Genomic DNA, 710 nt, shown 5'->3' on the forward strand with positions numbered 1-710 from the left:
TTCAAAATAGACAGGCTTTTCAATATCTGGATTATGAGCAAGGTATCCCAATCTACCTAGATAGCGATAGTCTTCTTTACCATTTCTCCTAATGAATAGATAAATATTATGCTCATCTTGGTCGAAGTTAATAAGGTCAAGTATTTTTTTATTATCTAGTGCTAAGCTTGGTTGAGACTGCCACGTTAAAACTCCTTGATCGGACACACCTTCATCAAATTGGTGAGCTCCTTGTTTTTGGCCTAAAGTGACATAAAAAACCCAACTCAAATTATCCTGTTCAGTACGTAACATTCCATGGTTACCCCACGTACCTGAACCACGACTGAAATTAGTATTTCCTCCGAAAAACTTGTGGACCTCTTGTCTCGTATATTCGTGACCTAAAGATAACCTAGTCATATTGCTACTCCTTTTTCAATAAGCTATGCACGTAATTAATTTTAAAATTACGTAAGAAATTTAACCTCTGGTCTATTCTAATGGTTATTGACATAATAGATTGGATCAAACAGCTTATAAACGACATAGATTGTCGTGTAGCATTGAATGCATTTGAGAACTACTAATTAAGAGCTCCTATATATGTCCCCTAGCAAGAGCAATCAGCTTACCCACCAAATCAATCAAGACGACATCAATAAAGCCGTATGGAGCGCTTGTGATACCTTTCGAGGGGTCATCAGCGCTGATACCTATAAGGACTTTAT

At 37.0% G+C, this 710-nt stretch carries 1 protein-coding gene; it reads right to left on the minus strand.

The window, feature by feature from the left end; translation table 11 throughout:
* Window positions 1-402 (minus strand): DUF3427 domain-containing protein (locus ACS8FC_RS17485; protein ID WP_439297721.1); only part of this gene is annotated, 402 nt, incomplete at its 3' end.
* Window positions 403-710: the final 308 nt, after the last annotated feature.

Source organism: Psychrobacter sp. 1Y4 (assembly GCF_051847555.1).